This is a genomic window from Bittarella massiliensis (ex Durand et al. 2017), assembly GCF_009876955.1.
GTDB classification, from domain to species: domain Bacteria; phylum Bacillota; class Clostridia; order Oscillospirales; family Ruminococcaceae; genus Bittarella; species Bittarella massiliensis.
Genome location: NZ_WWVY01000010.1, coordinates 1 through 23,627, shown reverse-complemented (window position 1 = coordinate 23,627; position 23,627 = coordinate 1). Strand labels below are relative to the sequence as shown.

General features: G+C 62.6%; 23 protein-coding genes and 1 pseudogene. 21 read left to right on the top strand and 3 right to left on the bottom strand.

The features are described from left to right. The first annotated feature begins 20 nt into the window (after positions 1 to 20). The 3 genes and pseudogenes from GT748_RS15825 (at position 21) to GT748_RS11595 (ending at position 1,491) form a co-directional block, all read left to right on the top strand. The gene (locus GT748_RS15825; protein ID WP_021658235.1) at positions 21 to 452 is read left to right on the top strand and encodes a phosphotransferase; all 432 of its coding nucleotides are present in this window, start codon (positions 21 to 23) and stop codon (positions 450 to 452) included. A 34-nt stretch (positions 453 to 486) separates the two neighbouring features. Then, positions 487 to 888 (top strand): annotated as a pseudogene (locus tag GT748_RS15820) (phosphotransferase); the annotation flags it as partial. 12 nt (positions 889 to 900) lie between these two features. Then, positions 901 to 1,491: a GNAT family N-acetyltransferase gene (locus tag GT748_RS11595; protein WP_021658233.1), complete on the top strand. Its 591-nt coding sequence runs from the start codon at positions 901 to 903 to the stop codon at positions 1,489 to 1,491. Positions 1,492 to 1,786: 295 nt separating this feature from the next. Here the strand turns inward: GT748_RS11595 and GT748_RS11590 are convergent, their stop codons facing one another. Together GT748_RS11590 and GT748_RS11585 are read right to left on the bottom strand one after the other, a co-directional pair. Continuing rightward, positions 1,787 to 2,800, bottom strand: coding sequence for a hypothetical protein (locus GT748_RS11590; protein ID WP_161213299.1), 1,014 nt, complete (start codon positions 2,798 to 2,800; stop codon positions 1,787 to 1,789). Between the two features lie 180 nt (positions 2,801 to 2,980). Then, positions 2,981 to 3,487: a GNAT family N-acetyltransferase gene (locus GT748_RS11585; protein ID WP_021658230.1), complete on the bottom strand. Its 507-nt coding sequence runs from the start codon at positions 3,485 to 3,487 to the stop codon at positions 2,981 to 2,983. A gap of 161 nt (positions 3,488 to 3,648) precedes the next feature. Between GT748_RS11585 and GT748_RS11580 the strand changes: the two genes are divergently transcribed. The 3 genes from GT748_RS11580 to GT748_RS11570 are packed head-to-tail and all read left to right on the top strand — an operon-like array spanning position 3,649 to position 5,850. Further along, positions 3,649 to 3,963 carry a PadR family transcriptional regulator gene (locus GT748_RS11580; protein WP_044991868.1) on the top strand — a complete coding sequence of 105 codons (315 nt, stop codon included), beginning with the start codon at positions 3,649 to 3,651 and terminating at the stop codon, positions 3,961 to 3,963. Then, positions 3,960 to 4,724, top strand: a complete 765-nt coding sequence (locus GT748_RS11575) for a DUF1700 domain-containing protein (RefSeq protein WP_143161543.1) — start codon at positions 3,960 to 3,962, stop codon at positions 4,722 to 4,724. The genes GT748_RS11580 and GT748_RS11575 overlap by 4 nt, the downstream gene beginning before the upstream one ends. Next, positions 4,711 to 5,850, top strand: coding sequence for a DUF4097 family beta strand repeat-containing protein (locus GT748_RS11570; RefSeq protein WP_021658647.1), 1,140 nt, complete (start codon positions 4,711 to 4,713; stop codon positions 5,848 to 5,850). The genes GT748_RS11575 and GT748_RS11570 overlap by 14 nt, the downstream gene beginning before the upstream one ends. Before the next feature lie 57 nt (positions 5,851 to 5,907). Here GT748_RS11570 and GT748_RS11565 read toward each other — a convergent pair whose 3' ends face one another. After that, positions 5,908 to 7,044 (bottom strand): AI-2E family transporter, encoded by a 1,137-nt coding sequence (locus GT748_RS11565; RefSeq protein ID WP_021658646.1) that lies wholly within the window; start codon positions 7,042 to 7,044, stop codon positions 5,908 to 5,910. A 153-nt stretch (positions 7,045 to 7,197) separates the two neighbouring features. Between GT748_RS11565 and miaB the strand changes: the two genes are divergently transcribed. The 15 genes from miaB to GT748_RS11490 all read left to right on the top strand — a co-directional run bounded on the left by miaB (position 7,198) and on the right by GT748_RS11490 (position 23,414). Further along, positions 7,198 to 8,616: a tRNA (N6-isopentenyl adenosine(37)-C2)-methylthiotransferase MiaB gene (miaB, locus tag GT748_RS11560; RefSeq protein WP_243147936.1), complete on the top strand. Its 1,419-nt coding sequence runs from the start codon at positions 7,198 to 7,200 to the stop codon at positions 8,614 to 8,616. Between the two features lie 90 nt (positions 8,617 to 8,706). After that, on the top strand, positions 8,707 to 9,117 hold the full coding sequence (locus GT748_RS11555) for a YlbF family regulator (RefSeq protein ID WP_021658643.1): 411 nt from the start codon (positions 8,707 to 8,709) through the stop codon (positions 9,115 to 9,117). 90 nt (positions 9,118 to 9,207) lie between these two features. Next, positions 9,208 to 11,811, top strand: coding sequence for a DNA mismatch repair protein MutS (mutS, locus tag GT748_RS11550; protein ID WP_044992087.1), 2,604 nt, complete (start codon positions 9,208 to 9,210; stop codon positions 11,809 to 11,811). Between the two features lie 45 nt (positions 11,812 to 11,856). After that, on the top strand, positions 11,857 to 13,893 hold the full coding sequence (gene mutL, locus GT748_RS11545) for a DNA mismatch repair endonuclease MutL (protein WP_083546602.1): 2,037 nt from the start codon (positions 11,857 to 11,859) through the stop codon (positions 13,891 to 13,893). Positions 13,894 to 13,899: 6 nt separating this feature from the next. Further along, complete coding sequence (miaA, locus tag GT748_RS11540; RefSeq protein ID WP_021659277.1) at positions 13,900 to 14,847, top strand: tRNA (adenosine(37)-N6)-dimethylallyltransferase MiaA; 948 nt, start codon at positions 13,900 to 13,902, stop codon at positions 14,845 to 14,847. 36 nt (positions 14,848 to 14,883) lie between these two features. Continuing rightward, the gene (locus tag GT748_RS11535; RefSeq protein WP_244273525.1) at positions 14,884 to 16,134 is read left to right on the top strand and encodes an HlyD family efflux transporter periplasmic adaptor subunit; all 1,251 of its coding nucleotides are present in this window, start codon (positions 14,884 to 14,886) and stop codon (positions 16,132 to 16,134) included. Beyond that, a complete protein-coding gene (locus GT748_RS11530) occupies positions 16,118 to 16,825 on the top strand; it encodes a YggS family pyridoxal phosphate-dependent enzyme (RefSeq protein WP_021659275.1) in 708 nt (235 codons plus the stop codon). Before GT748_RS11535 ends, GT748_RS11530 begins: the two co-directional genes overlap by 17 nt. A gap of 14 nt (positions 16,826 to 16,839) precedes the next feature. Then, complete coding sequence (locus tag GT748_RS11525; RefSeq protein ID WP_021659274.1) at positions 16,840 to 17,313, top strand: cell division protein SepF; 474 nt, start codon at positions 16,840 to 16,842, stop codon at positions 17,311 to 17,313. A gap of 16 nt (positions 17,314 to 17,329) precedes the next feature. Then, entirely contained in the window at positions 17,330 to 18,076 is a 747-nt protein-coding gene (locus GT748_RS11520; RefSeq protein ID WP_052537634.1) for a YlmH/Sll1252 family protein, read from the top strand. An 11-nt stretch (positions 18,077 to 18,087) separates the two neighbouring features. After that, positions 18,088 to 18,738, top strand: coding sequence for a DivIVA domain-containing protein (locus tag GT748_RS11515; RefSeq protein ID WP_021659272.1), 651 nt, complete (start codon positions 18,088 to 18,090; stop codon positions 18,736 to 18,738). A gap of 136 nt (positions 18,739 to 18,874) precedes the next feature. Further along, positions 18,875 to 19,741 (top strand): signal peptidase II, encoded by an 867-nt coding sequence (lspA, locus tag GT748_RS11510; protein WP_021659271.1) that lies wholly within the window; start codon positions 18,875 to 18,877, stop codon positions 19,739 to 19,741. Positions 19,742 to 19,752: 11 nt separating this feature from the next. Continuing rightward, positions 19,753 to 20,685, top strand: coding sequence for an RluA family pseudouridine synthase (locus GT748_RS11505; RefSeq protein ID WP_021659270.1), 933 nt, complete (start codon positions 19,753 to 19,755; stop codon positions 20,683 to 20,685). Further along, entirely contained in the window at positions 20,678 to 21,499 is an 822-nt protein-coding gene (locus tag GT748_RS11500; protein WP_161213300.1) for a Cof-type HAD-IIB family hydrolase, read from the top strand. The genes GT748_RS11505 and GT748_RS11500 overlap by 8 nt, the downstream gene beginning before the upstream one ends. A 117-nt stretch (positions 21,500 to 21,616) precedes the next feature. Then, on the top strand, positions 21,617 to 22,459 hold the full coding sequence (locus GT748_RS11495; RefSeq protein WP_021659268.1) for a transketolase: 843 nt from the start codon (positions 21,617 to 21,619) through the stop codon (positions 22,457 to 22,459). A 4-nt stretch (positions 22,460 to 22,463) separates the two neighbouring features. Further along, positions 22,464 to 23,414, top strand: coding sequence for a transketolase family protein (locus GT748_RS11490; protein WP_021659267.1), 951 nt, complete (start codon positions 22,464 to 22,466; stop codon positions 23,412 to 23,414). Positions 23,415 to 23,627: the final 213 nt, after the last annotated feature.

Genomic DNA, 23,627 nt, shown 5'->3' with positions numbered 1-23,627 from the left:
CAAACCGAAAAGGAGTTTCTATGGTTAACATTTCGACCGAAGTGGCCACCCGGCTGATAGAGGAGCAGTTCCCCCAATGGGCCCATCTGGAAATCAGGCCGGTTGCACAGAGCGGACACGACAACAGGACATTTCACTTGGGCGAGCAGATGACCATCCGCCTGCCAAGCGGCCAAGAGTACGTCCCGCAAATCGAAAAAGAGGGAAAGTGGCTCCCATTTTTGGCGTCAAATCTGTCCCTCCCGATCTCGCGGCCCCTTGCGCAGGGAAAGGCCACGGGGTACTATCCGTTTCCCTGGTCGGTCAATGTATATGTGGAGGGCGGACCCTTGAGCGGATGTGCCGTTTCCGAGAAGGTGTGGATCGCCACCCAGCTCTCGGCCTTTCTGAAAGAGCTGCAGGGCGTCTGTCACGAGGGGAGGGCCCGCTGCGGGGGCACACAACTTTTTTAGGGGTGCAAACCCGGCTGTTTACAGCCGCCAGGTCGCGTCCTCCCTGCGCGATTTAGAATTTGTTCTGCCGGTCCGCAGCATTCAGGAGATATGGAGAGAGGCTGTTGCGACAGAGTGGAATACCGCTCCTGTGTGGCTTCACGGCGACGTTGCGCCGGGCAACCTTTTGGTAAAAGACGGCGACCTCTGCGGCGTTATTGACTTTGGCATCATGGGGGTTGGCGATCCCGCCTGCGACTACGCCATGGCGTGGACATATTTTGATGGCAGCAGCAGAAGGGCCTTTTTGCAGGGCCTGGACACCGGCACGATCGCTCGGGCAAGGGGATGGGCGCTGTGGAAAGCGCTGGTGACCTATCGCGCGCCGGAGCCCCTGGTGGCCGGCAACGCCAGGCACACGATAAATGCAATTTTGAGGGAGTACAGCGAAGAGTGAGGAGGATGCAACATGGAAAATACCCCTGTTTTGGAGACGGAGCGCCTGATTTTGAGAAAGTTTACAGAGGAGGATATGGAGGCGCTCTACCTGCTTTTAAAAGACGAGGAGGTCAATACCTTTTTGCCTTGGTTCCCCGCCAAAAGCATGGCGGACGCAAGGGCTTTTTACGAAGAGAGGTATGCGGCCAACTATGAAAAGCCCCGGGCCTACGCCTATGCCATCTGCTCGAAGGGAGACAACTTTCCAATCGGCTACATCAAGGTGGATATGGACGAAAGCCACGATTTTGGCTATGCTCTGCGGAAGGAGTTCTGGCATCAAGGCATTGTGACCGAGGCGGGAAAAGCCCTTGTAGAACAGGTAAGAAAAGACGGGCTTCCCTATATCACAGCAACCCACGACGTCAACAATCCCCGCAGTGGAGGGGTGATGAAGCAGGTGGGGATGAAGTACTGCTATTCCTATGAAGAGCAGTGGCAGCCCAAAGATATTCCCGTCGTTTTTCGGCTGTACCAGCTAAATCTTGACGGAGACGACAGCCGTGTCTTTAAAAAATACTGGAACCAGTACGAAAAGCACTTCGTGGAAGAGGACGTCTAGCGCCATTGAAGCCCCAAAATTGAAAATAGAGCGACAAACGGATAAATGCCGTGGTTCGGATTGCTCTTTGCAAGGGCGTTTTGCGCCGGTGTGTGGGGAAGAAGCAACCGCCTTGGGGTTGCTTCTTTTTTTGCGGCAGCAGGGGCGGGCGCCGGGCTCCTTTCCCGAGGGGGCTGAGGGGAGGGGCGTCCTATCGGCCCCCTGCTCCCATCTTGCAGGTCAAATCCTTTCGGCAGAAAAGGGAAAACAGAAAAGGCGGATGAAGATCAGCCGCCTTTTCTGTTTGCTGGTTTGTCTAAAATTCGGTTTCCACCTGTAAAGAGCTCTCGGGCAGCCCCATGTAAATGCGACAGAGGACGTCGGAGGTCTCGTCGTAGAAATAGATCCAGTCGCAGATGACCTCAAAGGAGCCGATCCCCTGCAAGCGGGGGATCTCCTCCACCGTCTCCCAGCGCAGCCGGTAGACCCTTTTCTCCGAGTTGGCCACGTCCATAAAATAGACCCATTGGCTGTCATAGGCGATGAAGAGGGGGGCGGTCGAGTGGTTGACGGTGAGGTGCATCCGGCTGCCGCCGAAGGGGGCCCAGTAGATGCCGTTGTCCGCGTAGTAGACGCCCTCCGGGGTGACCAGGTGGGAGCCGTTGCGCTCGCTGGGCAGGGAGATGGGGGCGGACAGTTCCCCCGCGTCGGGGGAGAGGAGGGTGACGGTCAGGGAGAGGGGGTCTTTTGGGTCCACCCACTCCCGGTAGGCGACGCCGGCAGCGCCGTCGAGGATACCGGTGTAAAAGTGGGGGTAGGCGGTCCCCTCCTCGGCGGGCACCCGCTCTTCCAGGGTCGGGGTGAGGGGATTTTGCAGCCGGTAGAGCAGCCGGTCGCCGCCGTCCGGGGTGGTGACATAGAGGGCGTTTTTGAGGAGGGAGACATCCCCCGCTTCGATCCCCAGGGGGTGGACGGCGCGGGTCTGTAGATCCAGGGCGAAGAGGGCGCCGTCTTGCAGGTAGTAGAGGTATTTCTGGTAGCGGATGAGGTACTGCGCCCGGGAGGACAGGGGGAGGATCAACTCGCCGCTGGCTGTTCCCCTGCCGATTTGGTAGATGCCCCGTCTGCCTGCGGCGTAGATGTAATTTTTGTCTCCGGCGGTGAGACGGCCCTGGTCCCTGCAGTCCATGTCGATGCCCAGGTCGGCCGCGCTGACAGGGGAGGAGAGGGGGGCGTCGTCTTGGGAGAAGGCGGCGCAGCCGCCCAACAAAAGGGAGGCGGCCGCCAGGCAGGCGATCAGGCGCAGGGTGGGAACGCGCTGTCTTTGCAAGGTGGTTTCGCCCCCTTTTCTGCTCAAATTTCTAAAAAAACAGGTTCATCAGAATGTCTTTTAAAGACAGTATACAAAAAAAGTGCCCCCCTGACAATCCCACCGCGAAGACGGATCGCCGAGAGCGCACAAAACGCCCCCTCAAAAGAGGGGGCGCTGCCGGCTTTTCAGAGAGGGCGGCTACTGGGGAAAGGCGAGGTCTTCCAGGGCCTGGGCGTCCAGGCGAAAGACCGTCCAGTCGTCCAGCGGGCGGGCGCCCATCTTTTTGTAAAAGGCGATGGAGGGGGCGTTCCAGTCCAGGCAGAACCACTCCATCCGGCCGCAGTCCTCCTCCCGCGCCAGGTTGGCCAGGTATTGCAGCAGGAGCTTGCCCAGCCCCAGCCCGCGGTGGGCCGGGCGGACGAACAGGTCCTCCAGATAGAGGCCGGGCTTGCCGACAAAGGTGGAGAAGTTGTAGAAGTAGAGGGCAAACCCCACCGGCTCCCCCTCCAGCTCGCCGATGACGCAGCGGGCGGCCCCCCGCCCAAAGAGGGAGTGGCGCAGGGTCTCGACGGTGGCTTCCACCAAGTCGCCCATCTTCTCGTACTCGGCCAGCTCCTTGATAAAGGAGAGGATGAGCGGGCAGTCCTCTTCCCGCGTGGGGCGGATGACAAATTCGCCTCCCGGGGTGACAAAGCGATTTTTCACAGCGGATCTCCTTTCTCTCGCAGTCTGTTTTCCTTCTTTTTCAAACGCCCTCTATTATGCCCCATCCCCCCTTTTTTTGCAACCTTCAGAAAAGAGGGGAAAAAGGGGTTGACAAAGTATACTATGTACAATATAGTATTATGTGTAAGGAGGGATGAGCCATCGACGTACAGATGAAAAAGGGGCTGCTGGAGGCATGTGTCCTCACCGCCCTGAAAAAAGAGGACTCATACGGGTACAAAATCATAGGCGATCTCTCAGAATATATAGAGATATCGGAGTCGACTCTCTATCCGATCCTCAAGCGCCTGGAGGGAAACGGTTGTCTCACCACCTATTCCCAGGCACACAACGGCCGCCTGCGCAAATACTACAAGATCACCGAAGAGGGGGTCCGCCGCCTGGGCGAGTTCGCCGGGGACTGGCCGCAGCTGAAGAGGATATACTGCTATATTTTGGGGGAGGATGCACTGTGAGACGGGACGAATTTATGAACGCCCTGCGCCAGAAGATCGCGCCGCTGTCAGAGGGCGAGCGGGACATGGCCATGGACTACTACAATGAGATGATCGCCGACAAGCTGGAGGCGGGGATGGACGAGGAAGAGGTCATCGCCCAGTTTGGCCCGGTGGAGGAGATCGCCGACAAACTGATTGCCGAGAGCGAGGGCGGCGCCAAGAAGGAGCCCGCCGCGCCCCCGCCGCAGACGCATCCGACCGGCGACCCGCGGCCGCAGATGGGGGGACAAGCGCCTTTCACCGCCCCCCGTCCGCCCTACGGCGCCCCCCCAGCGGGGAACTACGGCGCACCGCCCTACGGCCAGCCCTACGCGCCCCCGCCGCCCCGCCAGAAAGAGGACAGCCAGGTGCTGAAGATCGTGCTGCTGGCGGTGACCAGCCCCATCTGGGCGAGTTTGGCGCTGGCGGTCGGCATGGTCGTCCTGGCCCTGCTCTTCGCCGGGTGGGTGATGGTGCTCTCCCTGTTTGTCATGTCCTTCGCCTTTTTGGCGGCGGGATTCATCTACTTGGTGCCCTCCTTTGCGCTGTTGGCGCAAAACACCGTGATCGGGGCCTTCCAAATCGGGATCTGCCTGCTGTTTGCGGGGTTTGCCATCCTCTCCTTCCTGGGGGGATGGGGGCTGGCAAAGGCCATGATGAAGGGCTGCAGCGCCCTCTTTGGCTGGCTGGGCAGCATTGGAAAAAAGAGAAAGGGGGCTGCTGTCAATGAAGCACATTAGGGGTTGGCTGATCGCCGCCGCGGCGCTCTGTGTCGCCGGGGCCCTGCTGGCGGGCGGCGCCTTTGCCATGGTCGGCTTCGACGTCTGGCAGTTGGACGCCACCAACGACGAAATCGAGGAGAAGAGTTACAGTGCCCCGGCCGCGGGGGTGGAGGAGATCCGCCTGGAACTGGGCAACCGGCGGGTGGAGATCCTCCCTGCCGAGGGGACGGAGATCGCCCTCGAGTACACCGAGACCAAGTACTGCAAGTTTGAAATAACCAACGAGAACGGGGTGCTGCGGGTGCGCAGCGTCAACACCGAGCGGCACTACAACTGGCTGCGTCGGGTCTGGTCGGGAATGTTCAGCGGCTTGAACGAGGCCCGCACCCGCTGTGTCCTGCGGGTGCCGCAGGACTACCAGAAACTGCTCTCGGTGCGCACCACCAACGGCAAGATCAGCTGTAACGGGATGGAGCGGTTGGCGGGCCTGTCGCTGGACACCTCCAATGCCGCCATCGAGGTGGAGAGCTGCACCCTGCCCCAGTTGAAGGCCAGCACCACCAACGCCCGCATCGAGTTGGAGGACCTGTCGGTGGAGGGGACGACCACCCTCTCGACCACCAACGGCTCGCTGCACCTCACCCAGGTCAAGGCGGGCCGGCTGGAGATGAAGACCACCAACTCCTCCATCGACCTGGACAGCGTCACCGCCAGCGGTGAACTGGAGGCAGAGACCAGAAACGGCACCATCAAAGGGCGGGCCCTGGACGTGGGGAACACCCTCTGGCTCAAGACCACCAACGGCTCCCTCACCCTGGAGGATTCCCAGGCGGGGGTGGCCACGGTGGAGACCACCAACGCCGCCGTGCGGCTCGAGCGCATCGCTTGTAGAAAGACCTTTACCGCCACCTCCAAAAACGGCCGGGTCGAGTTTGAGCGGATGGAAGCCACCACCGCCAACTTCAAGACCACCAACGCCTCCATCAAGGGCAGCTTTGTGGGCAGCCAGGGCGACTACAACTACCGCTGCACCACCACCAACGGCAAGTCCAACCTGGGCGAGAGCGGCGGGACGGGCGCGCAGAAGCAGTTTTACTGCACCACCACCAACGGGAACATCGACATCTCCTTCACCCAGTCCTGAACCTGTTTTTCTCTCTGAACATGTAAAAAGCGGCGCCGCTTTTTTTGCCGGTGGGGCTCAGCGGATGTCCAGCTGTTTTTTCTTGAGGACCTCGTTTGTCTTTTTGGAGGTGAGGGTGTAGAGGACCGAGCAGGCGGGGACGCCGATGATGACCCCGGGGATGCCGGCGATGCCGCCGCCGACGATGAGGGCCGCCATCACCCAAAAACCGGTGAGGCCGATGGAGGAGCCCACGATGCGGGGGTAGATGAGGCTGCCCTCCAACTGCTGCAGGCAGACGATGAAGATGACGAACCACAGGGCCTTGATGGGGTTTTCAATGAGGATGAGGAAGGCGCTGGGGATGGCCCCCAGATAGGCGCCCAGGATGGGGATGAGGGCGGTGACCCCCACGATGACGCTGATGAGGGGGGCGTAGGGGAAGCGGAAGATGCTCATCCCCAAAAAGCAGAGGCCGCCGAGGACAAAGGCCTCGGTGAGCTGGCCGGTGAAGTAGCCGTTGAAGGTGTTGTTGGTGAGTGCGGCCACGTCGTGCACCTTGCGGAAGATGTTCTCGGGGAGGAGGGCGGCGGTGAGTTTTTTCACCCCGCGCACCATCTTCTCCTTGTTGAAGAGCATGTACAGGGCGAAGACGAGGCCCATGAAGACGTTGATGAGGCTGGAGGCAAAGCCCACCACCCCGCCGATGAGTTTGGGCACAAAGTCGGTGAGGAAGTTGAGCAGCCACTGCAGGGCGTCGTTGAAATAGGTGGTGAGTTTGGTGGCCACCTCGGCGGGCAGCTCGACGTTTTGCGAGATGTCGGTCACCCACTTTTGCACCTCGTTCATGTAGCCGGGCATCTGCCGGCCCAGCAGCATCACGCTGTCGGTGAGCTGGGGGCCCACATAGCGGACGATGACGGTGAAGAGGAGGATCACCACCAGCAGCGTCAGCAGGATGGAGATGGTGCGGCGCAGGGAGGGCAGTTCCTTGCGGATGAGGAAGCGGTTGACCAGCCCCCGCTCGATGGCCCGCATGGGGATGTTGAGGATAAAGGCGATGAAAAAGCCGATGACGATGGGGGAGAGGAGCCCCATCATCCCGTCCGCCAGGTTGAAGATACGGCCGATGTTTTGCAGCAAAAAGAAGAGCAGAATGCCGTAGGTGATGGGCCAGACCCACCGCTTGAAGTTGAAGTCTTGCGTCGGTTTCAAAAAATCACATCCTTATAAATTCCAATTATAGTATACCCGGAAAAAAGATGGAAGGTTTTCTGCGAATTTTCATAATCTTCACAACCGGAACTTGAAGCAAAGAGACAAAAATGGTATGATGGAACACGAATGGACAAATTAGGAGGAACACCTTTGAAGACCCAAACAAACCCGCCCTCCCCCCGCTTTTCCAGCGCGGGGATCGAGGCCGCCAGACAGCAGTGCCTCGCCCTCTACGGGGCCCGGCGGCCCCTGGCCCACATCCACTCCTACGGCTGCCAGCAGAATGTCAGCGACGGGGAGAAGATCAAGGGGATGCTCGCCGAGATCGGCTACGACTTCACCGAGCGCCGGGAGGAGGCCGACCTGGTCATCTACAACACCTGCGCCGTGCGGGAGCACGCCGAGCAAAAGCTCTACGGCAACGTGGGGGCCCTCAAGGGCTACAAGGCCAAAAACCCCGGCATGGTCATCGGCCTGTGCGGCTGCATGATGCAGCAAAAGCCGGTGCAGGAGCGCATCCGCCGCAGCTATCCCTTTGTGGATCTGATCTTTGGCACCCACGCCCTGCAAAATTTCCCCCAAAACCTCTGCGAGGTGCTGCGGGGGCGGCAGGGCAGCCCCGCCCGGGTCTTTGACGCCGAGGAGGGGGAGAACGTGATCGTCGAGGGGATGCCGGTGCGCCGGGACGGGTCGGTCAAGGCCTGGGTCCCCATCATGTACGGCTGCGACAACTTCTGCTCCTACTGCGTGGTGCCCCTGGTGCGCGGCCGCGAGGTCAGCCGCCGCCCCGAGGACGTGGTGGCCGAGGTGCGCGGCCTGGTGGAGGCCGGGTACAAAGAGATCACCCTGCTGGGGCAAAACGTCAACAGCTACGGCAAGGGGCTGGACGAGCCCTGCGACTTTGCCGACCTGCTCGCGCGCATCTGCCGCATCCCCGGCGACTTCTGGGTGCGGTTCATGACCTCCCACCCCAAGGACATCACCCACAAGCTCCTGGACCTCATCGCCAGGGAGGAGAAGCTCTGCAGCCACATCCACCTGCCGGTGCAGTCGGGCAGCGACCGGGTGCTGCGGGAGATGAACCGCCACTATGACCGGGCGGGCTATCTGGAAAAGATCGCCTACGCCAAGGCGGTCATCCCCGGCGTCACCTTTACCAGCGACATCATTGTCGGCTTTCCCGGCGAGAGCGAAGAGGAGTTTTTGCAGACGGTGGATCTGGTGCGGGAGGTGGGCTACGCCAGCCTCTTCATCTTCATCTTTTCCCCCCGGCCGGGCACCCGCGCCGCGGGGATGGAAGACCCCGTCCCCGCGGCCGAGAAGAGCCGCTGGTTTGCCCAGCTGCAAGAGGTACAGCGCGCCATCGGCAGCGCCCGCTTTGCGGGACTGGTGGGCCAGACCCTGCGGGTGCTGGTGGACGGCCCCGGCAAACAGCCCGGGCAGATGACCGGGCGGGACGAGCACGGGACCGTGGTCGTCTTTGCCGGGGAGGAGGGCCTTGGCGGACAGTTTGTCCAGGTCAAGATCACCGAGGCGCAAAACTGGGCGGTGGCGGGCGAGCTGGTTTAGCCCTCTGCCCCGACTCCAAAAGAGAAAACGAACGATTTGTCCCCCCGAAGCCTGCCAAAGGGTGCGGGGGAGAATGGGGAGGATTTGAAAATGGATATTATCGCACAGGCCAGAGAACTGGCCAAGGAAATTCAGAAGGACGAGCGCTACCTGGCCCTGCAGTTGGCCCAGCAGCAAAACGACGAGGACAAGGAGCTGGGGGCTGCCATCGGCAAGTTCAACCTGGTGCGGATGAACCTCAACGCCGAGATGAGCAAGAGCGAGAAGGACAAAGCCCGCATCGACCAGCTCAACGCCGAGATGCGCACCCTCTACACCGAAATCATGAAAAACCCCCACATGCTGGCCTTCAGCGCCGCCAAGGACGAGGTGGACAAGCTGGCCAACCAGATCACCAACATCTTGATGATGGCCATCAACGGCGAGGACCCCGACGAGATCGACGTGAGCGCCGCCGGCTGTGGCGGCAACTGCTCCTCCTGCTCCGGCTGCGGGCAGTAAGCGGGGCGCGGCGGGCGGCCTCTCCCCGGCGGGAGAGACCGCGCCGCCCCTTTTTCTTTCGCACACTTTGATTGGATGGAGAGGTAAAAAATGGCACCACTGTCACCGATGATGCAGCAGTACATGGACATCAAGGAGCAGCACAAGGACGAGATCCTCTTTTTTCGCCTGGGCGACTTCTACGAGATGTTCTTTGACGACGCCATCAAGGTCTCCAAAGAGCTGGAACTGACCCTCACCGGCCGCGACTGCGGCCAGGAGGAGCGCGCCCCCATGTGCGGCGTGCCCTACCACAGCTGCGAGGCCTATATTCAGCGGCTGCTGAAAAAGGGGTACAACGTGGCCGTCTGCGAGCAGATGAGCGAGCCCACCAAGGGCCCCAATCTGGTGGAGCGGGAGGTCATTCGCATCTACACCCCCGGCACCCTGCTGGAGGGCGGGATGCTGGAAGAGGGGAAGAACAACTACCTCTGCGCCGTGGCCACCGGGAAAAACCGCTGCGGGGTCTGCTTTGCCGACGTCTCCACCGGCGAGTGTCTGGTGACCGAACTGCGGGGGCGGGATGTCCGCCAGAAGCTGGTGGACCAGCTGGGAAAATTCTCCCCCAGCGAGATCCTCCTCTGCCAAAACTCCCTCCAACTGAAATACCACCTGGAGGCCGTGAAGGAGGCCATCGGCTGCCGGGCGGTCAAGCTGGTGGGCGACCAGTTCGGCAGAGAGGAGAACGAGGCCCGCATCCTCGCCCAGTTTGACGCCATCGCCCTCTCCGACTTGCAGCTCGAGGACAGGGAAGAGTGCGTCCTGGCCCTCTCCATCCTGCTGCACTACCTGGACCACACCCAGCAAAAAGGGGTCTCCCGCATCCGGGAGCTGGACTTTTACCGCTGTGAGCAGTACATGAACCTGGACATCAACACCCGCCGCAACCTGGAACTCACCGAGACCATGCGCCGGGGGGAGAAGAAGGGCAGCCTGCTCTGGGTGCTCGACCGCACCCACACCGCCATGGGCAAGCGCCTCATCCGCAGCTACCTGGAACAGCCGCTGCAAAACATCGTCCACATCGAAAAGCGGCTGGACGCGGTGGAGGAGCTGGTGGACCAGCCCTCGGCGCGCGCCGACATCGCCGAGCACCTCTCCCACATCGCCGATGTGGAGCGGCTGATGTCCCGCATCGTCTACGGCAGTGCCTCCCCCAAAGAGGTAAAGGCGCTCTCCTTTACAGCACAGCAACTCCCCCCTGTCCGGGACCTGCTGGCCGAACGGCACAGCAGCGCCCTGGTGGAGTGCCACCTGCAAATCAGCGAACTGCCCGAAATCAAGGAGCTGGTGGACCGGGCCATCGAGGACGACCCGCCGGTGACCCTCAAGGACGGCCGGGTCATCAAGCGGGGCTACAACGCCGAGGTGGACGAGCTGCGGGACCTAATTGAAAACAGCAAGGACATCCTCATGCAGATGGAGGCCCGCCTGAAAGAGGAGACCGGCATCCGCAATCTGAAAATCGGCTTCAACAAGGTGTTCGGCTACTTCATCGAGGTCAGCAAGTCCCAGACCGAACTGGTGCCGGACGGCTTTATCCGCAAGCAGACCCTGGTCAACTGCGAGCGCTATATCACCCAGGAGCTCAAGGAGTTGGAAAACCGCATCCTGGGCGCAAACGACAGCATCATCGCCCTGGAGCGCACCCTCTACGACGGCGTCTGCAAGGAGATCGCCGCCCGCATCGAGGAGGTGGAGACCACCGCCAAGGCCCTGGCCCGGCTGGACGTCTTCTGCTCCTTTGCCGAGGTGTCCGCCCGCAACGGCTACTGCCGGCCCCAGATGACCGGCGGCAGCCGCATCCAAATCAAGGACGGCCGCCACCCGGTGGTGGAACAGCTGCAAAAAGACGTGCCCTTTGTCCCCAACGACACCCTGCTCGACGGGCGGGAAAACCTGGTGGCCATCATCACCGGCCCCAACATGGCCGGCAAGTCCACCTACATGCGGCAGGTGGCCCTCATCACCCTCATGGCCCAGGTGGGCTGCTTTGTCCCCGCCTCGGCGGCGGAGATCGGCGTCGTGGACGCGGTCTTCACCCGGGTAGGCGCCTCCGACGACCTGTCGGCGGGCAAGTCCACCTTTATGGTGGAGATGAGCGAGGTGGCCTACATACTGGACAACGCCACCAAACAGAGCCTCTTGATCCTGGACGAAATCGGCCGCGGCACCTCCACCTTTGACGGGATGAGCATCGCCCGGGCGGTGATCGAGTACATCGCCGACCCCAAAAAGCTGGGGGCCAAGACCCTCTTTGCCACCCACTACCACGAACTCACCGAGGTAGAGAATGCCCTGCCCAACGTGAAAAACTACAACATCGCCGTGAAGAAGCGGGGGGACGACATCACCTTCCTGCGGCGGATCATCCCTGGCGGGGCCGACGAGAGCTACGGCATCGAGGTGGCCAAGCTGGCAGGGGTGACCGGCGCGGTGGTGGAGCGGGCCAAGGAGATCTTGGCTTCGCTGGAGGCGCAGGCCCCCCAGGCCGCAGCTCCGGCCGCCCCGCGGGAGGAGGCGGTGCCCGACCTCTTCTCCTCGGCGGTGGAGAGCGCCCTGGTGCAGAAGGTCCGGAAAATCGACCCCAACGCCTATACCCCCATCGAGGCCCTCAACTTCCTGTACGAGCTGGTCAAGATCGCCAGGGAGTAGGGGCCGCCGGGAAGAGAATTTTGAAGAGAAGAGGAGGGAGGGCCTGTGGGCCAGAAGATCAACCTGTTGCAGGGCCACGTGGCAGAGCTCATCGCCGCCGGGGAGGTGGTGGAGCGCCCGTCGTCCATTGTCAAAGAGCTCATCGAAAACGCCATTGACGCCGGGGCAAACGCCATCACGGTGGAAATCGGGGAGGGGGGCATCCGCCTCATCCGCATCACCGACAACGGCGGCGGCATCGGCAGGGAGGATGTGCCCACCGCCTTCCTCCGCCACGCCACCAGCAAGATCGCCTGCGAGGAGGATCTGAGCCACATCGGCACCCTGGGCTTCCGGGGCGAGGCGTTGGCCGCCATCGCCGCGGTCTGCCGGGTGGAACTCTTGACCCGCACCCCCGACAGCCAACTGGGCACCCGCTACTGCATCGAGGGCGGGGTGGGGGGCGAGTGCGAAGACGCCGGCTGCCCCCAGGGCACCACCATCATCGCCCGAGACATCTTCTACAACACCCCGGCGCGGATGAAGTTTTTAAAGAAGAACGTCACCGAGGGCAACGCGGTGGAGTCGGTGGTGCAGAAGACCGCCCTCTCCCACCCGCAGATCTCCTTCCGCTTTATCCGCGATGGGGTGGACAAGCTGCACACCCCCGGCACCGGCCGGCTGAAGGACGCCGTCCGCGAACTCTTCGGCAGGTCGGTGGCCGACAACCTCATCGAGGTGAGCCACGAGGCCCCGCCCTACCGGGTGAGCGGCTACATCTCCAAGCCCCAGTACGCCAAGTCCAACCGCACCCTGCAGCACTTCTACGTCAACGGCCGGTTTGTCAAGACCAAGACCGGGATGGCCGCCCTGGAACAGGGCTATAAAAATGTGCTGATGGCGGGCAAATTCCCCGCCTGCTTCCTCTTTATCGAGATGCCGAACGAGCTGGTGGACGTCAACGTCCACCCGGCCAAGATCGAGGTGCGCTTCGCCGCTGAAAACGACGTCTTCCGCGCCGTCTACACCGCCGCCAAGAGTGCCATCCTCAACTTTTCCGACCAGACGGCGGCCCTTTCGCCGGCCCAGGCCAAGGCAGCGGCGGAACAGCCGCTGCCGCTGGAGAAGGGGCCCGGCGGCTGGCGCCCTGCGGCCCCCTCCACCGGGGGGAGCGCCGTGCGGGGCACGGGGGAGTTGCACAGCCCCACCGCCGCCCCCCGCACCCCGGACGGCCGCTACGGCATTGGGGTGAGCGGCGCTGCCGCCGACCTGCTGCGCCGCAGCGCCACCCTGCGCGCCGCAGCACAGAGGGAGCGCCCCGAATCGGCCGCGGAGAGGCCTGTGCTCAAAGCGGTCTCACAGCAGCCCTCCCGCCCGAGCGGCGTTTTCTCTGCCGGGGCGGATTGCCGACCCGGATCCGCCCCTCATCAGGCGGCGTCGCCCCGCCCCGCCGTCCCCAGCGCCCCCGCCGAACCCGCGGCGGAGGAGGACGGGCAGCTGCAGTGGGCGGCCCCCTCGGCGGGCGGGGTCGAAGGAGAGGTGCCCACCGTGGTGGGGGAGCTCTTTCACACCTACATCCTCGCCTGCACCGAGGACCGCTTCTTCCTCGTGGACAAGCACGCCGCCCACGAGCGCATCCTCTTTGAGCGGCTCAAGCGGGAGTACCGGCAGATCGCCCGCCAGATCCTCTTAGAGCCGGTGGCCGTGACTCTGGCGCCGGAGGAGATCAGCGCCGTGCTCGAGCACCGGGAACTGCTGCAAAACGCCGGCTTCATCGCCGAGGAGCTGGGGGTCAGCGCCATGGTGGTGCGGGAGATCCCCTCCTTCCTCCAAAACTGCGACATCGCCGGCATCTTTGAGGAGGTGGCCTCCAACCTGGCTAAGGGCGAGCAGGAGGTCAGCGCCTCCCACATCGACTGGCTCTTCAACTCCATCGCCTGCCGGGCGGCCATCAAGGGGGGGAACCGCTCCACCCAGTACGAGCTGCAGCAGCTGATGGAGGACATCTACCGCTACGACATCGTCAAGTACTGCCCCCACGGCAGGCCGATCGTCATCGAGCAGACCAAGAAGGACATCGAGAAATTATTTGGAAGGCTGTGATTTGAGTTGGAGAAGCCGCTGAAGATTTTGGCCGTGGTGGGGCCGACGGCGTCGGGCAAATCGGCGCTGGCGGTCAAACTGGCCAAAGCCCTCGACGGGGAGATCGTCTCTGCCGATTCCATGCAGATATACACCGGGATGGACATCGCCACCGCCAAGCCCACCCCGGAGGAGATGGAGGGGGTGCCCCACCACCTCATCGACTTTGTCCCCCCCACCCGCCGTTACAGCGTGGCCGACTATGTGGTGGACGCCAAGCGGATCATCGCCGGCATCGCCGAGCGGGGCCGCCTGCCCATCGTGGCCGGGGGGACCGGCCTCTATGTGGACGCCCTGGTGGGCAACCTCTGCTTTGACGACGCGGGGGTGGACGAGGAGGTGCGGGCCCGGCTGCAAAAGGAACTGGCCTGCCGGGGGCCGGAGGAGATGTACCGCAAGCTGGCCGCCCTGGACCCGGAGCTGGCTGAAAAGCTCCACCAGAACAACACCGGCCGGGTGCTGAGGGCCCTGGAGACCATGGAGGTCACCGGCCAGAAGATGAGCGAACTGCAAAGGCGGGCTGCCGCCGCGCCCAAGCTCTACGACGCCTGCTACCTGGGTATCGAGTACAGCGACCGGGAACTGCTCTACAACCGCATCAACCGGCGGGTGGACCGTATGGTGGAGCAGGGCCTCATCTCCGAGGCGCTGGCCTTTTACACCGAGCGGCGGGAGTACCAGACGGCCCAACAGGCCATTGGCTACAAGGAGTTGGCCGACTATTTCGAGGGCAACTGCACCCTGGAAGAGGGGCTGGAGAATCTGAAAAAGCGCACCCGCAACTACGCCAAACGGCAGCTGACCTGGTTTCGGCGAAACCGGTCCATCCACTGGATTGACGCGGGGGAGCAGACCACCGACGAAGAGATATTTCAGCGGGCGCTGGAGATCGCCCGCCGCCACCTGGGGGACTGACCGGGGGAGAAAGGGAGGGGCAACGTATTGAAAAAGGTGCTCAAATGGCTGGGAATCGCCGGCCTCTGTCTGCTGCTCATCCTCTACGTGGGGGTGCAGGCCTTTCAGATCTACTTCAACCGCAACAAGACCGAGGTGGCCGTCAGCTATGTGATGAGCTCGTCCGCCACCACCAAGGGGCTGGCCATTCGGGATGCACAGGTCCTCCGCGCCAGCCAGGAGGGCTACTTCAACTACTCCCTCACCGACGGCTCCAAGGTCTCGGGGGGGGAGCTGATCTCCGAGGTCTACGCCAGCGAGAGCGATTCGGCCCTGGTGAGCAAGGTGCGCGCCCTGCAAAAGGAGCTAGACATGCTCAAGGAGTCCAGCACCCTCTCCACCTCGGTGACCGACCCCTCGGCCCTGGGCACCCAGATCGGCAAGACCATCGCCCAGATGGAGGGGGAGTTCCAAAGCGGTAGCTACGCCAAGAGCGCCGACTACAAAAACCAGCTGCTGGCCCAAATCAGCCGCCGGCAGGCGGCCACCGGCCAGGCGGTCGACTACACCGCCCAGATGAGCGCCTTGCAGGGCCAGATCGACAGCCTCAACGGCCAGTTGGGGGGCAAGGTCTCCTACGAGTACGCCCCCGCCTCCGGCTATTTTTCCAGTGCGGTGGACGGGTACGAAGAGGTGCTCACCCCCCAGGCCCTGGAGGGGATGACCGCCGCCCAGGTACAGGATATTCTCGACGGCAAGAGCCAGCCGGCTGCCGTGGAGGGCAACCCCCTGGGAAAGTTGGTCAAGGACTTTGACTGGTACGTGGCCTGCGTCCTCCCCGACGAAAAGCTGCGCTGGGTCAAGGAGGGGGCCACCCTCTACGTGGAGTTCCTGGGCGCCTACAACGAGGAGGTGCCGGTGGTGGTGGAGCGCATCACCTCCGGCGAGGGGGGAAAGAGCCTGGTGGTGCTGCGCTGCGACTACATCACCAAGGACTTGGTCAACCTGCGCATCCAGAACATCCGCCTGAGCAACAAGCAGCTCAGCGGCCTGCGGGTGCCCGCCCGGGCCCTGCGGGTGGAAAACGGGGTCAAGGGCGTCTACGTGAAGGACGGCGGCACCGTTCGCTTCAAGCAGGTCAACGTGTTGGTGGAAGAGGGGGACTACCTGCTGGTAGAGCAGGTCGCCACCCCTGAGGAGACGGTCAAAAACGAGGAGACAGGGGAGGAGACCACCGTCCGCTACCTGGAGCTCTACGACGAAGTGTTTGTGGAAGGGAAGGACCTTTACGATGGAAAATATCTCTGATGCCGCGCGCATCCTGCGGGACATTCGCGGCCGCATCGACCGAGCGGCCCAGGCCGCCGGGCGCAGCGGCGGCGAGGTGGCGCTGATGGCCGTCACCAAGACGGTGCCGGCCGAGCGGGTCAACCAGTTCATCGACAGCGGTGTCTCCCTCATCGGCGAAAACCGGGTGCAGGAGTTTTTGGACAAGTACGACAGCTACCACAAAGAGGGGCTGAAAATCGCCTTTATCGGCCACCTGCAGCGCAACAAGGTCAAGTACATCGCCGACAAGGTGGACCGCATCGAGAGCGTGGACTCCCTGGCCCTGGCCGAGGAGATCGGCCGCCGCTGCGCCGCCATCGGCCGGCGGATGGACATCCTGCTGGAGGTCAACATCGGCGGCGAGGCCAGCAAGTCCGGCTTTGCCAAAGAGGAGCTGGAAGGGGTCCTGCCCCAAATCGCCGCCCTGCCGGGGGTGCGCATCGCCGGGCTGATGGCCATCCCCCCCGCCGCCGAGGGAGAGGGCGCCGCCCCCTATTTTCGGGAGATGGAGAAACTATTTATTGACATAAAGCACAAAAAATTAGATAATGTCTTTATGGAAACTCTTTCGCTGGGCATGTCCGGCGATTTTGAAACAGCCGTCTCCTGCGGGAGCACCCAGGTGCGCCTGGGCAGCATCCTCTTTGGAGAGCGGCAATCGCAAGTTTAGGAGGAAACAGGACAATGGGTTTGGTCGACAAGTTTAAAGACTTCATGGGGATGGACTCCGACGAAGAGGGATATGAGGAAGATTTTGAGGGCACCGGCGAGGTGGATTTCCTGAGCGGTACCCCCTCTGCCAAGAAACAGGAGGAGACGACGGTCGTGGGATACGATGAAGTGGCGTCCAAGCGCAACAAGGTAGTAAACATCAACACCACCGCCCAGCTGCAGGTGGTGTTGGTCAAACCCGAGAAATTTGAAGACGCCTCCGCCGTGGCCGACCACCTCAACGCCAAGCGGACGGTGGTCCTCAACCTGGAGGGGACCAACAAAGACATCTCCCGCCGGCTAGTGGACTTTCTCAGCGGGGTGGCCTACGCCAACAACGGCCAGATCCAGCGGGTCGCCAACAGCACCTTCATCATCACCCCCTACAACGTGGACCTGGTGGGCGATTTGATGGACGAGCTGGAAAACAACGGCATCTTCTTCTAAAGAGGTGCGCGCTGTTTTGCCCGCAGACGAGGGCGAACGCCTCTTTCTGCGGGGCGTGGAAGAAATGATGGAGAGCTGCTACAGCCGCAGCGCCTGTAAGAGCACCTACTTTCTCGACGAGCGGCAGCGGCTGCTCTGCGCCCCCATGCTCGTCGCCCACACCGAGGTGGAGCACCGCTTTTTCGGCGGCCACCCTGAATGCCGCCGGGCGGTGCTGGCAATCAGCGGCGGCCCGCCCATCGGGGAGGGGTGCTTTCCCATCCGACCCTTGCGCTTTCTCTACCGCAAACAGGATGTACTCACCCACCGGGACTTTTTGGGCGCCCTTCTCTCGCTGGAGATCGAGCGCCGGCTGGTGGGGGACATCTTTGTGGGCGAGGGCGAAGCGGTGGCCTTTCTGCACCAAAACGCCGCCCCCCTGGCACTGGAAATCAAAAAGGTGGGGCGCGTCGGGGTGCGCGTGGAAGAGGGGGGCCTGGACCGGGTGCCCCCCCAGCGCTTTGAGGAGATCGGGGGGACGGTGGCCTCCCTGCGGCTGGACGGGGTGCTCGGCGTTCTGTTGCGCCAGAGCCGGGGCCGCTGTACCCAGCTGGTGCAGGCCGGCCAGGTGCAGCTCAACCACCGGGAGGTGCTCTCCCCCTCCGAACCGCTGGAAGAGGGGGATGTCCTCTCTGTCCGCGAGGCGGGGAGATTTGTATTGACCGCCGTGGGCGGGCCCACCAAAAAGGGCCGCCTCGGCATCACCGCACAGAAGTATTTGTAGGAGGATAGAGGATGCTGACACTGGAGCAAATCAAGAACGCGACCTTTGAGCGCTCGGGGATGAAGGGCTACAAGGCCGACTCGGTGGACGATTTCATCGACGAGGTCATTGCCACCGTCGAGAAGTTGGAGGCGGAGAAGGCGGATCTGGAGCAGAAGCTGGAGCTGCTGGCCGACAAGTTGGAGGACTACCGCAAGGACGAGGACAGCCTGCGGGCGGCCCTGCTGGGCGCCCAGAAGCTGGGGGCCTCGGTGGTTGCCGAGGCGCGCCAGAAGGCCGACATCATCATGCGCGACGCCACCATCAAGTCCGAGAGCATGCTCTCCAAGTCAGAGGACAAGATCCATTTCTACCAGGACGAACTGGCGCGGATGAAGGCCGAGGTCTCCTCCTTCAAGGGGGCGCTGCTCTCCCTCTACCGCAACCACATCGAGGTCATCTCCCAGATCCCGGCGGAAGAGCCCGCCGTGGAGGAGGGCCCCGCCGAAGCGCCTGCGGAAGAGGCGCTGCCCGAGCAGCAGCCCGCCGCTCCCGAAGCCGCTGCCGCCCCGGCAGAGGAAGAGGGCTTTTCGGTCAAGGCAGGGGAGATCAACCCCGAACTCTTTGACACCGGTTTTGATTTGAATTTCGAGATGGGGGAGCGGGGCGTCTCTGAGAAGTAAGAGCGCCTGTCCCCCCGCTTGTAGCGCGGACAACTATTTTTGGCAGAGGGGCAGCTGGGAGAGATCGCCTGCGGGCGCCCGTTCTTCCGGCGGCCCCTTTTGCCGGCTCAGACGACACACAGGAGGAGTAGACCCCATGGGAATGTTGACGATATTGGCCACCTGCCTGGCGCTGGTGGCGGCGGACCAACTGCTGAAGATGGCGGCGGTCATCTTTTTACAGCAGTCTGGCCCGATCGAGGTGATCCCCAATGTGCTGGGGCTCACCTATGTGGAGAACCGGGGCGCTGCCTTCGGGATGATGGAGGGGAGCACCACCCTCCTCATCGCCGTCACCACGGTGATTTTGGTCTTTGGCTGTTTTGTGCTCACCAAAAACATCCTGCAAAACAGGGTGCTCAACGGCTGCGTGCTGGTGGTGATGGCGGGCGGCCTGGGAAATTTGATCGACCGCATCTTCCGGGGCTGCGTCATCGACTACCTGCAGTTTCAGTTCATCGACTTCCCGGTCTTCAACTTTGCCGACTGCCTGGTGGTCTGCGGCATTGTAGTGATGGTGGTGGACATCCTCTTCTTTGACAAGACATTTTTCCCCCAGAAAAAGGAGAAAAAGACCGCTGCGGTGACTGAAGTGCCGGCCCAAGAGGTGGCCACCGCCCCCGTCCGCCCGGCCGAGCCCATTGACGCCGACGCCGAACTGGTATTCCCCCTGGCCGCCGAGGCGCAAGGGGAAGTGGAGCCCACCGTCAGCGCCGAAGAAGCCGACTTGACGGCAGAGGAATCCACACCCGCGGCAGAAGAGGGGGCAGCCGCCCTGCAGGAAAAAGAGAGTGTCCCCGAGCTGGAAAAGCCCATTGAGACAGAAGGGGAGTCCGCCGCGCCCACCGGGGCCGCGCAGGAGCCTTCTGCCGGTCTGGCGGAGGCCCCGCAGGAAGAGGCCGCTCTGTCCGATGAAGGGGAGACGGGCGGCGGCGAGACACCGCCCAAAGAGGAGCGCGTCTGAGGGAGAACGGCATGGAGTTTTTGTACACGGTACAGGCGGCGGATCTGGGGGAACGGGTGGACCTGCTCCTCAGCCGCCGGTCTGGGCTCTCCCGCTCCCAGGTGAAACGGGCCCTGGAAACGGGGCAGGTCGATTGCAACGGCAGGCCTCTCTCCAAAAAGCAGAAGCTGCAGGAGGGAGACCTGCTTGTTTTGCGCCGGCAGGAGGAGGTGCCCTTCACCCTTCGCCCCAACCCCATCCCGCTGGAGATCCTCTATGAGGACGACTGCCTGGCGGTGGTCAACAAACCCAAGGGGATGGTGGTCCACCCCGGGGCCGGGCGGGAGGAGGACAGTCTGGCCTCCGCCCTGCTGGCCCGCTACGGGTGGGAAGGGCTCTCTGACATGGGGGGGCCCCTTCGCCCCGGCATCCTCCACCGGCTGGACCGGGACACCAGCGGTCTGCTGCTGGTGGCAAAGACCAACAGGGCCCACCAGATCCTGGCCGAGCAGATTCGGGCGCACAGTTTTCTGCGCCGCTACGAGGCGGTGCTGCACGGGGGGATCAAAGGACCCCATCTGGTGCTGGAAAACCAAATCGGCCGACACCCTGTCGAGCGCAAGAAGATGGCGGTGGTGGCCCAGGGCGGGCGGACGGCCCGGACCGAACTCTGGGTGCAGGGGAGATACGGCCCCTACACCTATGTAAAGCTAGAGCTCTTTACAGGTAGGACCCACCAGATCCGGGTGCAGACGGCCCAGATCGGCCACCCGGTCTGCGGCGACCCCCTCTACGGCCCCAAGCACCCGGAAAAGGGGCTGCAGGGCCAGTGTCTGCACGCCCGCACCATCGGCTTTCTCCACCCGGAGAGCGGCCGCTATCTGGAATTTACCAGCGACCTGCCCCCCTATTTCACCGCCTTTTTGCAGGCCCTGACAACCCGCTACGGAGGTATTTATGAGTAAGCAGATCAGCGATTTTTTGGTGGTTTCCGACATGGATGGGACCCTGCTGCGGGCGGGCATCGGCCTGCCCCAGCAAAATGTCGATGCAGTCCGCGCCTTTTCCGAGGCGGGGGGCCACTTTACCGTCGCCACCGGCCGGCACAAGGACTCGGCCCGGCGCTACCTCGACCGCATCCAGCTCTCGGCCCCGGCCATCCTCTGCAACGGGGCCCTCATCTACGACTACCAGAGCGGCCGCGCCATCCGTGAGCGCTGTCTGCCCCACGCCCTGGGGGTGGAGCTGGTGCGGGCCGCCTGCGCCGCCTTCCCCGATCTGGGGGCGGAGATCATGTGCCCGGATACAATTTATGTCGCGAAAAATAACCACTTTGCCCATAGACATACCAGCACAGATAGATTAGAATATATAGTGACGGATGTGGACAGCGTCCCCCAAGCGTGGTATAAAGTCCTCTTTTGTATCGACCCGGCGGAGATGGCGCGGTTGGAGGCCTTTCTCCGATCCCAGCATCACCCGGGCGTCTACTTTGTCAAGACGGCCCCCCAGTTTTTAGAGGTGATGGCCGACGGGGTCAACAAGGGGGAGGCGCTCCACTTTCTGGCCGATCATCTGGGCTTGCCCCAGGACGCCACCGCCGCCATCGGCGACTATTACAACGACCTCGAGCTGCTGCGGGCCGCACACTTCTCTGCCACCCTGGCAGACGCGCCGCAGGACATCAAGGTGCACGCCGACATGGTCTGCGCCAGCTGCCTAGAGGGGGGCGTCGCCGAGTTCTTGGGTTACCTGCGGCAAAATTGCGGCCGCCTGTAGACCCGCTTTCTCTCAAATGCCATCGCCGCGTCAAACCGGCGTTTGCAGCTGGGCCCGGCTGGGCCCAGAATACGGGGAGAACTCTCCCTAGTGATAAAATACTTAGGAGGTACCGTTATGGACCAGGCAACAAAAAAGCAACTTGCCGCGCAGGCTTGCAAAGTCCGCATGGGCGCTGTTGAGGCCGTTTACAACGCAAAATCGGGTCATCCGGGTGGCTCTCTCTCCATCGCCGACACGATGACTTATCTGTATTTCAAGGAGATGAACATCGACCCGAAAGACCCGAAGAAGGCCGATCGGGACCGCCTGGTGCTGTCCAAGGGCCACACCGCTCCGGCGCTGTACGCCACGTTGTCTGAGCGCGGGTACTTCCCCCACGAAGAGCTGCTGAAGCTGCGCAAGCCCCACGCCATGCTGCAGGGCCACCCCGACATGAAGGGGACCCCCGGCGTGGACATGTCCTCCGGCTCCCTGGGCCAGGGGCTCTCGGTCGCCTGCGGCATGGCCCTGTCGGCCAAGCTCTCCGGCGAGAGCTACCGGGTGTACGCCATCTGCGGCGACGGCGAGATCCAGGAGGGCCAGATCTGGGAGGCCGCCATGTTTGCCGGCGCCAAAGGGCTGACCAACCTCACCGTGGTGGTGGACAACAACAACCTGCAGATCGACGGCACCGTGGAAGAGGTCTGCTCCCCCTATCCCATCGGCGCGAAGTTCGCCGCCTTCAACTGGCATGTCATCGAGATCGACGGCCACGACTTCGACCAGATCGAGGCGGCCTTCAAAGAGGCCAGAGAGGTGACCGACAAACCGGTCGCCATCATCCAGAAGAGCGTAAAGGGCAAAGGCGTCTCCTTCATGGAGAACAACGTGTCTTGGCACGGCGCTGCCCCCAACGCAGAGCAGTTTGAGATTGCAATGAACGAGCTGAAGGCGACTTTGGCGGAAGTGGAGGCGTAGGAAGATGGCAGATGTAGTGAAAAAGGCAACTCGTGAGAGCTACGGCGAGGCGCTGCGCGACCTGGCCGAGAAATACCCCGAGGTAGTGGTCCTGGACGCCGACCTGGCGGCCGCGACCAAGACCGGCACCTTTAAAAAGGCCTACCCCGAGCGCTTTATCGACTGCGGCATCGCCGAGGCCAACATGGTGGGCATCGCCGCCGGCCTAGCCACCACCGGCAAGATCCCCTTTGCCAGCACCTTTGCCATGTTCGCCGCCGGCCGGGCCTACGAACAGGTCCGCAATGCCGTTGGCTACCCCCACCTGAACGTGAAGATCGGCGCCACCCATGCCGGCATCACCGTGGGCGAGGACGGCGCCACCCACCAGTGCAACGAGGACATCGCCCTGATGCGCACCATCCCCGGCATGGTGGTCATCAACCCCGCCGACGACGTGGAGGCCAAGGCCGCTGTGGAGGCCGCCATCAACTACTACGGCCCGGTCTACCTGCGCTTTGGGCGCCTGGCCGTGCCGGTGGTCAACACCGACCCCAACTACAAGTTTGAGCTGGGCAAGGGCGTGCAGTTGAGAGACGGCAGCGACCTGACCATCGTTGCCACCGGCCTGGAAGTGTCCGAGGCCCTGCAGGCCGCCGATATGCTGGCCGCCGAGGGGATCAGCGCCCGGGTCATCAACATCCACACCATCAAGCCCATCGATCGCGACATCATCGCCAAGGCCGCCTGTGAGACCGGCTGCATCGTCACCGCCGAGGAGCACAGCGTCATCGGCGGTCTGGGCTCCGCCGTGGCCGAGGTGGTCACCGAGGAGTGCCCGGTGCCGGTGGTGAAACTGGGCATCTACGACCGCTTTGGCATGTCCGGCCCCGCCGCCGAGCTGCTCGACATCTTCGAGCTGCGCGCCAAAGACATCGTCGTCAAGGCCAAAGAGGCCCTTGCAAAAAAGAAATAGGGACATCCCCATTCGGCCGAGAGGGCGGGGCGCACTGCGCGCCCAGCCCTCTCTTTTTGTTCAAGAAAACCCCCGGCTGTGCCGGGGGTTCAGAAAAGCTTTAGCGATGCAAAAAAAGAGAAACTCCTTTTGATACAATTCTTTAGGAAAGTATCAGATTCAGAGCAAGAAAAATAGCAGTTCTGAGTAAAATTGAACTGCTCTGAATGTGAT